Origin of the sequence: Methylobacterium dankookense (genome assembly GCF_902141855.1) — a bacterium.
GTDB classification, from domain to species: Bacteria; Pseudomonadota; Alphaproteobacteria; order Rhizobiales; family Beijerinckiaceae; genus Methylobacterium; species Methylobacterium dankookense.
Genome location: NZ_CABFVH010000090.1, coordinates 1 through 8,384, shown reverse-complemented (window position 1 = coordinate 8,384; position 8,384 = coordinate 1). Strand labels below are relative to the sequence as shown.

General features: G+C 64.5%; 11 protein-coding genes and 2 pseudogenes. 3 read left to right on the top strand and 10 right to left on the bottom strand.

Annotated features, from left to right (window positions below):
- The 9 genes and pseudogenes from MTDSW087_RS29180 to MTDSW087_RS29135 all read right to left on the bottom strand — a co-directional run.
- Nucleotides 1–128: pseudogene (locus MTDSW087_RS29180) on the bottom strand (IS5 family transposase); the annotation flags it as partial.
- A gap of 393 nt (nucleotides 129–521) precedes the next feature.
- Nucleotides 522–767, bottom strand: a complete 246-nt coding sequence (locus tag MTDSW087_RS29170; RefSeq protein ID WP_144769208.1) for a hypothetical protein — start codon at nucleotides 765–767, stop codon at nucleotides 522–524.
- A 58-nt stretch (nucleotides 768–825) separates the two neighbouring features.
- Nucleotides 826–1,566 carry a hypothetical protein gene (locus MTDSW087_RS29165; RefSeq protein ID WP_144769207.1) on the bottom strand — a complete coding sequence of 247 codons (741 nt, stop codon included), beginning with the start codon at nucleotides 1,564–1,566 and terminating at the stop codon, nucleotides 826–828.
- A gap of 102 nt (nucleotides 1,567–1,668) precedes the next feature.
- Complete coding sequence (locus tag MTDSW087_RS29160; protein WP_144769205.1) at nucleotides 1,669–2,028, bottom strand: phasin; 360 nt, start codon at nucleotides 2,026–2,028, stop codon at nucleotides 1,669–1,671.
- A gap of 15 nt (nucleotides 2,029–2,043) precedes the next feature.
- Entirely contained in the window at nucleotides 2,044–2,436 is a 393-nt protein-coding gene (locus tag MTDSW087_RS31550) for a recombinase family protein (protein ID WP_144769203.1), read from the bottom strand.
- An 83-nt stretch (nucleotides 2,437–2,519) separates the two neighbouring features.
- Nucleotides 2,520–3,695, bottom strand: a complete 1,176-nt coding sequence (locus MTDSW087_RS29150; RefSeq protein WP_144769201.1) for an MFS transporter — start codon at nucleotides 3,693–3,695, stop codon at nucleotides 2,520–2,522.
- Nucleotides 3,685–4,752, bottom strand: coding sequence for an ACR3 family arsenite efflux transporter (gene arsB / locus MTDSW087_RS29145; RefSeq protein WP_144769199.1), 1,068 nt, complete (start codon nucleotides 4,750–4,752; stop codon nucleotides 3,685–3,687). The genes MTDSW087_RS29150 and arsB overlap by 11 nt, the downstream gene beginning before the upstream one ends.
- Nucleotides 4,753–4,759: 7 nt before the next feature.
- Nucleotides 4,760–5,197: an arsenate reductase (glutaredoxin) gene (gene arsC, locus MTDSW087_RS29140; RefSeq protein ID WP_144769197.1), complete on the bottom strand. Its 438-nt coding sequence runs from the start codon at nucleotides 5,195–5,197 to the stop codon at nucleotides 4,760–4,762.
- Nucleotides 5,190–5,549 carry an ArsR/SmtB family transcription factor gene (locus MTDSW087_RS29135; protein ID WP_144769195.1) on the bottom strand — a complete coding sequence of 120 codons (360 nt, stop codon included), beginning with the start codon at nucleotides 5,547–5,549 and terminating at the stop codon, nucleotides 5,190–5,192. The genes arsC and MTDSW087_RS29135 overlap by 8 nt, the downstream gene beginning before the upstream one ends.
- A 50-nt stretch (nucleotides 5,550–5,599) precedes the next feature.
- On the opposite strand from MTDSW087_RS29135, the pseudogene MTDSW087_RS29130 reads away from it, so the two are divergent.
- A pseudogene (locus MTDSW087_RS29130) lies at nucleotides 5,600–5,809 on the top strand (arsenical resistance protein ArsH); the annotation flags it as partial.
- 376 nt (nucleotides 5,810–6,185) lie between these two features.
- Here the strand turns inward: MTDSW087_RS29130 and MTDSW087_RS29125 are convergent.
- Nucleotides 6,186–6,839, bottom strand: a complete 654-nt coding sequence (locus MTDSW087_RS29125) for a DUF938 domain-containing protein (protein WP_238179229.1) — start codon at nucleotides 6,837–6,839, stop codon at nucleotides 6,186–6,188.
- Between the two features lie 390 nt (nucleotides 6,840–7,229).
- Here MTDSW087_RS29125 and MTDSW087_RS29120 point away from each other — a divergent pair, with 390 nt between their 5' ends.
- Nucleotides 7,230–7,613: a hypothetical protein gene (locus MTDSW087_RS29120; RefSeq protein ID WP_144769191.1), complete on the top strand. Its 384-nt coding sequence runs from the start codon at nucleotides 7,230–7,232 to the stop codon at nucleotides 7,611–7,613.
- 536 nt (nucleotides 7,614–8,149) lie between these two features.
- Nucleotides 8,150–8,299 carry a hypothetical protein gene (locus MTDSW087_RS30535; RefSeq protein ID WP_186384047.1) on the top strand — a complete coding sequence of 50 codons (150 nt, stop codon included), beginning with the start codon at nucleotides 8,150–8,152 and terminating at the stop codon, nucleotides 8,297–8,299.
- Nucleotides 8,300–8,384 lie beyond the last annotated feature (85 nt).

Below are 8,384 nucleotides of genomic sequence, written 5' to 3'. Positions count from 1 at the left end.
GCCCCGTTCTGATGCCGCCAGAGGATCGCCGAGATCGTGCGCCGAACCTCCTGGGGCGGTGTCTTGGCCTTGGGCCGGCATTCCTCAATCAGAGGCTCCAACTCAGCCCACTGGGTGTCCGACAGCATTACGGCTCCTCGCTCGAAAAAGAGAAAACGCGAGCAGCCGCAATCCGTTCAGGCGACAACAGACCCTAAGCTCGCTGACACCCGCCAGCAGCTCTCCGGGCAGCCTGCGGCGGACGGCACTACTTCTGGCCAGACGGAGAGCAGCGGGTCAGAAACAGTCTCCCGGCCGGACAAGATGAGCAGCCAAGCGCCGAACCCTGACCAGACTCTCAGGTGAGACGGAACGGGTTCTTACAAGCTTCCACGTGCTGGCGCGTCCAACCTATACCGCGCGCCAGTTCGCGATGTTTGTGGTGGAGTCTTTTGCCCATGGGGATTGGCGCAGCAGACCGCAGCACCCGCGCTGACCTACCGAGCGGTTCCTCCAATTGCGGTCTGCTCGAGCCTCCTGGGTCAAGCTGCGGTGAGGCGCTTCGTGTTGGCAGCAACGTGCTCACGCAGGCGACTGATCACCATTTCGGCTGAGCCGCCGTGCATCAGCGTGTAGGCGGCCTCTGTCGCCGCCAGGACCTTCTCGCCTGTCATGAGCTGTGCTTCAGCTTGTGCCGCGGCACCGCCCCAGGCGAGCTTGACCAACCGCAGCTCAATGACTTTCTGGGCTTCCAGGCCGAGAAGGGCGGCTGTGTAGAACGGGAACATGTCGCTACCTCGACTGCGGAGAGGAAGCGGCGCACGTCACGTCGCTTTCGGTCGAGCTTTACGCTGCGGATTTTGGCTGAAGTTCTGAGCCAGTCAGCAGCTGACGGGTTGGCGCAGCAAATGCATCGCCAAAGCGGACAGCGGCCTCGAGCGCCCGCGTCATCTCACGGGTCTGAAGATCGATGACCTGTATAGGCGTTCGTGCCTGGCTCAAAGCCTGCAAGTAGGCCAGCCCGGCCTCGCTCTCGCTGCGAACATATGCCCAGGCAGTCATGTTCATCTGCAACGCGGTTTGCGTGATCGTCAGCGGAGCCGATCGCGGCGTGTGGCCCACGGTGCGGCTCCTCAACATCTCAGCGCGCAGGGGCTGCTCATCGTGCAAGCTCACAGGCAGCGTTGTTTCTGGTAGCGACTGATCTGCAACTTCTGCGGCGGATTTATAAAGGTCCGCAAGCTCGCTCGCCGAGGCCGATGCCTCAGCCGGAAAAGGCTCTGGGTCAGCATCACCGGCGCTGCCGTCAACGTGCGACACTTCCGGAGCTGCCAGCGCGTTACCAGCAGGAGTGCCAGCCAGAGGGAGGTCGAGCGCCCTGACAGAGGTCGTCTCGAGCAGCTCGGCCGTCAGGCCCACCGCGACCTCGTCTTGGACGAGATCCATATCACCCAGCCACGCTGGCACGTTGCCTTCGGGGGCTGGATCGCTGGCAGTCGGCAGCGCTTGAAGTGCGCCCGACGGCACCGAAGCCTGGTTGTTATGGTGCCCTTCGGTAGCTCCTGGCACTACTTCCTTCAGTGGCACTGAAGTGTGTCCGTCGCGCCGACGTGCCATTGCGCTGCCCTCACGTTACAAAGGTCCTCTAGACCTCGTCTGAGGCCCAGAGGACTGGAATGCTCGATCTAATCAGGCAGCCTTGGCAGGCTGTGTAGCGCTGACGAGTTCCTTCGCCTGGCTCTGCAAGGTAGCGAACTGCGTGCGGACGTAGTCGGACTGGATCTGCAGCGCGTCCTGCAGGCTGTTGGCCCGAACCAGCTTCTGCGCGACATCGAAGGTGGCAGTGAGGTTCTGCTCGAAGAGCTCAAGACCCCGCACGTAAGCGACGCTGACGGGCAGTTCGGCGGTCTTTGTCTGCGCCTGCACGCTCTCGGTCGCCTTACGGGCGTTCTGCACGAAGGTGACAAGCGCAGTGCGTGCCTGCTCGACGCTCTTCTCGGCGAAGTCGCGCATCTCGGACGGAATCTCGAAGCTCGGCTGGATGGTCATGATGCCCCTCAAAACTCAACAGCGCCGAATCAGCTTGTGCGCCGCGAACTGTCTATGCTGCATCGCACAATCGGAGTCCACCCGGCCAAATGGCCTAGGCGAACTGTGGGACCTTCTCACCGGTAGGCCCCAAGTGACCGAATGAATTCCGCTCAAATGGCATTCGGAGAGAGAAGGGGTGTGCTTGCGGGCGGCGGCAAGGGCCGCGGCGAGCTGCAGCCGGCGCTCAAGGGCGTCAGCCCCCTTGCCGGTCTGGACCTCCTCGAACTCCTCGACGATCTCGAAGCCGCTCGCCTGGGCGAAGGAGGCGATCAGCGCCCGCTGGGCCTCAAGCCCGAGCCCGCTCTTACCCTGCCGGTCCGTCGAGACCCGATTGTAGGCGACGAGAGGGCGGGGGGCAGTGGTCATCGAGGTTCTCGTGCTGGCGTAGCACGACCATACGACCGTTTGGTGGTGTTACAAGGAGGATCCCGATGGCTAATGCAGCAGCTTTATCGAGCGCGCCACAATGCTCCGATCAAGCCGAGGTTGGCGACGGCCAGGGTAAGTAGCAGCCACCACAGTGCATCGGGACCGGTATGCGTGAGCACGACTGCGCCGGCTGATGGAGCTAGAGCCTGTGCCACAAGGCCCGGCCGCGCCAAGCGGCCGACCAACGCTGGGTAGCGCACCGGTCCGAACAGCGCGAGCGGCACTGTCCCGCGCGCGATCGAATAGATCCCGTTGCCGCCGCCGTAGAGCACCAGCCAGGCCCCAACGCCTGGCACGCCGCAGGCGAGCAGCACTAGGCCAAGAGCGACGAGGCCGAACGCCACCGTCAGCGTCCATAGCGGATGGTGCCGGCCTTTGAACGCCATCTCCACGATGCGTGCGCCGACCTGGGCGGGGCCGATCAGGGCGCCATAGGAGACAGCCGAGGCAAGCGCCACGCCGCGTGCCTGCAGCAGGGTGATCAGATGCACCGACACCATGGCCATGATCGCGCCGCCGAGCACGAGCACGCCAGCGAACAGCAGAAAGGCCCCTCGCTCCCGTGACGACAGCGAGCCGGCGGTCCCTGTGTTGCTGTCCGACGCTGCCGGGAGCACCGGGGCCGGCGGGATCAGGAGCAGCACCAGCGGCAGGGTGAGAGCGAGGTGCAGGCCGGCATAGGCCAGGCACGCGCCCCGCCAGCCCACCTGCTCCACCAGGAACGCCGACAGCGGCCAGCACACGGTGCTAGCGAACCCGCCCCACAGGGTCAGAGTGGTGATCGCTAGGCGCGCGTCGGCGCCGTAGAGGCGGCCAAGCGTAGCGAAAGCCGGGTCATAGAGGCCGCAGCCCATGCCGAGGCCGAGCAGCAGCCAGCCGGCCAGGTAGACCGGCAAGACCGACGCGAGCGCCAGGGTGGTGAGGCCTGCTGCCAGAAGCAGCGCGGCGAGCGCCAGCACCGGCCTTCCGCCGTGGCGGTGAATAGCTGCACCGACGTGCGGCGAAGCCATCGCGGCGACGACCAGGCCGAGGGATAGGCCACCGACCACCCACGACAGCGGCCAGCCGGTATCCTCGGCGACCGGTCCGGCGAGCACAGCTGGTAGGTAGAACGAGGAGCCCCAGGCGAGGATTTCAACTACGCCCAGGGCACTGATGACGGTCAGACGGCTACGGCCGCCCGGATCAGATCTCACGGGAGGCAGGCTTGAGCGCGGCACCTCGACGGTTCGCCCCGCCCTCATACCAGCCCTTGGAGCGGTTCACGATCCAGACGACGCTCAGCATCACCGGCACCTCGATCAGCACGCCGACCACTGTGGCGAGTGCCGCACCGGAATTGAACCCGAACAGGCTGATCGCGGCAGCGACCGCCAGCTCGAAGAAGTTCGAGGCCCCGATCAGCGCCGAGGGACCGGCAACGCAGTGCTGCTCGCCGGCCGCACGGTTCAGGAGGTAGGCCAACCCGGAGTTCAGGTAGACCTGGATGAGGATAGGGACCGCGAGCAGGCCTATGACCGCCGGCTGGGCCAGGATCTGCTCGCCCTGGAAGCCGAACAGCAGCACCAGGGTGGCAAGCAGAGCCACCAGGGAGACCGGGCCCAGCTTGGCGAGGAGCCGGTCGAGGGCAGGCTGACCGCCGGAGGTCAGCAGGCTGTGCCGGACGACCTGCGCGATCAAGACCGGGATGACGATGTAGAGGACCACCGACAGCACCAGCGTGCCCCAGGGCACCGTAATGGCCGAGAGTCCGAGCAGCAGGCCGACGATGGGCGCGAAGGCCACCACCATGATGGTGTCGTTCAGCGCCACCTGGCTCAGGGTGAAGTGCGGCTCGCCGCGGGTCAGGTTCGACCATACGAACACCATCGCGGTGCAGGGCGCGGCGGCCAGGATGATGAGCCCGGCGATGTAGCTGTCGATCTGGTCGGCGGGCAGGTAGGGCCGGAACAGGTAGCCCACGAAGAGCCAGCCGAGCAGCGCCATCGAGAACGGCTTTACTGCCCAGTTGATGAACAGGGTGACGCCGATGCCGCGCCAGTGCCGGCCGACGTGGCGCAGCGAGGCGAAGTCGATCTTGAGCAGCATGGGGATGACCATGAGCCAGATCAGCACTGCGACCGGCAGGTTCACCTTGGCGATCTCGGCCGACCCGACGGCGTGGAAGAAGCCGGGCATGACGTGGCCGAGCGCGATGCCGGCCACGATGCAGAGGGCGACCCAGACGGTCAGGTAGCGCTCGAAGGTGCTCATGATGTCCTCAGGCGGTGGCGACGCGGCGGCCGTGCTCGTCGACGACGCGATCGCCATCCTCCTTCACAAATTCGTCCTGCTGCGCCGGCAGGAGATCGAGCACCGCCTCGGACGGCCGGCACAGGCGCACGCCCTTTGGGCTCGCCACGAGCGGGCGGTTGAGCAGGATCGGATGCGCCTCGATCGCGTCGAGGAGCTGCCCATCGGTCAGACCCGGATCATCAAGACCAAGTTCAGCGTAAGGTGTCCCCTTCTCTCGGAGCGCGTCGCGCACCGACATGCCGGCACGGGCGAGCAGCTGCTTGATCAGCGCCCGGTTCGGCGGCGTCCTCAGATACTCGACCACGTGCGGCTCGATGCCGGCGTTGCAGATCATCGCCAGGCTGTTCCGCGACGTGCCGCAGGCCGGGTTGTGATAGATCACGACATCGAACGGCTCAGGCATGGGCAGTGTCTCCGGTAGGGCAGGCGCAGGCAGCGAGCGCGGCGACGGCTGGAGTGCAGACCTGCGGGTGTCCCTGGCAGCAGTCGCGCATCAGGAAGGCGATGAGGTCGGACAGGCCAGCGTAGGCGGCGCTGTAGATCACCGACTTGCCCTCGCGCCGGGAGGTGATCAGCCCGGCGTGGGATAGCTCCTTCAAGTGGAAGGACAGGTTGTTGCCGGCGATGCCGATCGTCTCGGCGAGCACACCGGCGGCCAGGCCATCCGGACCGGCCGTCACCAGGGCACGCACCACCCGTAGGCGATGCTCCTGACCTAGGGCCGCGAAGGCCAAGAGGGCTTGTCGTTCGTCCATCAATCCGTCAACGTATCAACGTTCGTTGAAAAGTAGATGAAAGCTCATCCGTGGACAAGCCCCTGCCGCCTGCCCCATCCGCCCGTGACGGCCTCCCGAACCTATGCGAGGTCCACTTTGAGGTGCCGACCAGCGGGCAACTGCAGGTGGCGCAGCCGTTCACCCACGCTCCGCGCTTCCTGATCCTCTACGGGTCGCTACGGGAGCGGTCCTTCAGCCGCTTCCTGGCCTACGAGGCGGCCCGGCTGCTGGAAGCGATTCGATCGCGAAATTCGGCTGCTGACGGCGTTCGCTACATTTCAGGCGTGAACTGCTGCCTGCGGCGCGGCTCAGTAAGGGAATCCAACCTGACAGGAAGATAAACCATGCGGGAAATTTAGCTGAGATCACCGCGAGACGGAACCCACGCGGTCGCATAAGGTGCAGAGATCCTCGTTCAGGGTCTAGTCCGAGATGAAGCCGAGAACTACGCCAAGTTTCTGAAGGCCTTCACCAAAGATCAGTGTCTGCACCGGTTGCCGATCGTCGCAAAGTTAGATTAACAAGAGCAGTCGCGCCTCGTTCGCTAGTTTTCATATAGAAACATCGGGATCAGCTTATTGAATGGCGGCCTGGACTGTGGTATCTAGCACGTGGTCAGAGATCGCCGCGGCTATTTTTCCGGTAGACTAAGCTAAAATTATTCGCAGGCATTGATGCACACTCCACGAGGCGCAAACCTTGCGCCAGGGCAGCGTCCGAAACCGCCTCGATGTCGCGCACTCCCCAGGCGGGATCGCGCGCCCGCAGATCTTCGTCGAACGCGGCGTTGCTCTGGGCAACGTGCGCACCAGCCACTCTGAAGGGGCCGTAGAGAAACAGCAGACCGCCTTCGGGCAGGACTCGGCCAGTGCCAGCCATCAGCCCCTCGGTAGCTGACCAAGGTGCGATGTGGACCATGTTGATAGCGAGCACCGCCTCAGCCGGCAGAACAGGCCAATTCTCCGTGCATACATCGAGCGGCACAGGCGGTAGGATGTTCGGCAGGTCAGAGGCCTGCTTATGCGCTTCGATACTCCTGAGGGCTCTGGGATCTGGATCGCTCGGCTGCCAGCGTAGGTTGGGCAGCGCAGAGCCGAAGTGCACAACGTGCTCACCTGAGCCGCTCGCAACCTCCAAAACGAGACCGGCGTCCGGAAGGACGCGACGCAGCACGTCGAGGATCAGTCCCTTGTTCCGAGCAACGGCCGGCGCAAACAAGGCACCGTCGGTCGAGACACTCTGACTCAGGACGCCATCCCACTCCAGCACGGCGCACCTCACGATCATCGGGGCTCTCTGGAGGTAAACCGAGTGAGGGCCGCTGCCAAGTGGACGCCGATTGACACGTAACGCCTTGGCTATTGACCAATGAAGCCCGCAGATGCCCTCCTGGGATGCCTGCTCGACGCCGAGCTACTGCGCGGACATATTGGTATGCACGCCCCTCATCCTGCTCTTTGCTGTTTCGACCAAACCTGCGAGCGGAGCTTTCCACTCATCATGGTAGTTGGTCGAGAACCCTCATCAAATGAAGCAGAGGTCAGCGGGCTCGGAGGCTACGACTTCCGCGAACATCCTAGCTGCGGTTTCTGGAATCATTCCTACAGTATCGTAGGGTCCGCAGCCGGACTTATGGCTCATAGCCTAAAAGCTCTCTGCGTGGAGAAGCGGGCATCTCCAATTATTTATGCGGATGCTCTGCCCATCACCATTAAGAACGCGGTCGCCAACAAGGCTGTGCTACGTGCGGCTGTGCCGGATCATGCCATTGCTGCGCACGTCGAACACATCTTCTCGCACGAGGCCGTCATTAAGCGCGTTGGTTTGGTCCTACTCTCAGGGCTGGGGGATCAGGGCTTTCGGCGCTCAGTCGCTCACTTCGAGGCAGCATGTGAGGCCCGCGGTATCCCGGTGCTCGAGGTCCCGTTCTTTTATGGCACGAACATGCCGAAGATCCGGGCGACGCTGACACCGGAGATCCTGATGCAAATCCGGACGATCATGGACGGCTTCCGGGAAGGGCAACCGCTCATTGCCGCGTGATCCTGGCGTGGGCCGGGATGGTAGGGCCTAAGGGAAAGGGCGCCTCGAGGCCGCAAGCACGGCGTTCCGCGTCGCCCTGTCGCGAAGCCTACGGCGAGACCGGCTTCAAGGAGCCGGACGCCATCGTGAGCGTAACGGATCTGACAGCCGGCCGACCGGCAAGATCAGCGGCACCTGCCCCGAGTGAAAACGTCACCAGAACCAATCACGTGCTGGGAGCTCGGCATCCCCGTGCGGATGACCGCGTAGCGAAAGAGCGAAATCCATGCGTGCCCTTCTCCTCGGCCTGGCCCTTCTCTCCGCCGGGCCCGCCCACGCCCAGTTCATCGACTTCGACGCCGAGGGCCACGAGCTCCTAGGCGGCGCGGTCGGCGCCGGGCAGCGTGGCGAGGCGCGCAACATCATCGAGCTGGGCGTGTTCCTCCAACAAGTGCCCCGAGATCAAGGCGACGCCGCGCGCCGGCCTCGAATGGAAATCGCTAAAGCGCCAATTCGCGGTCTGAGAGACGCGCGGCAAGCCCACGGACGTCGCCAGGGTGCGCGCCTATCTGCGGGAGCGCATCGTCCAGGAGACCCGGGCCGCGGGTGATCGCGCCTTCGGTGGAACGACCTTCTGCGATCGGGCGAGGAAGCTCTACGGCGAGTTCGGCGACAACCGGCCGGGCTACATCGGGTCGTGTCCCTGATGGTGGTGTAGCTCGCTGGTAGCGGGAGAGCCCGCCTGCGCGCCCTTCACAGCGCTGTAGCAGGCGGGCTCTCCCGCGGGGTGGC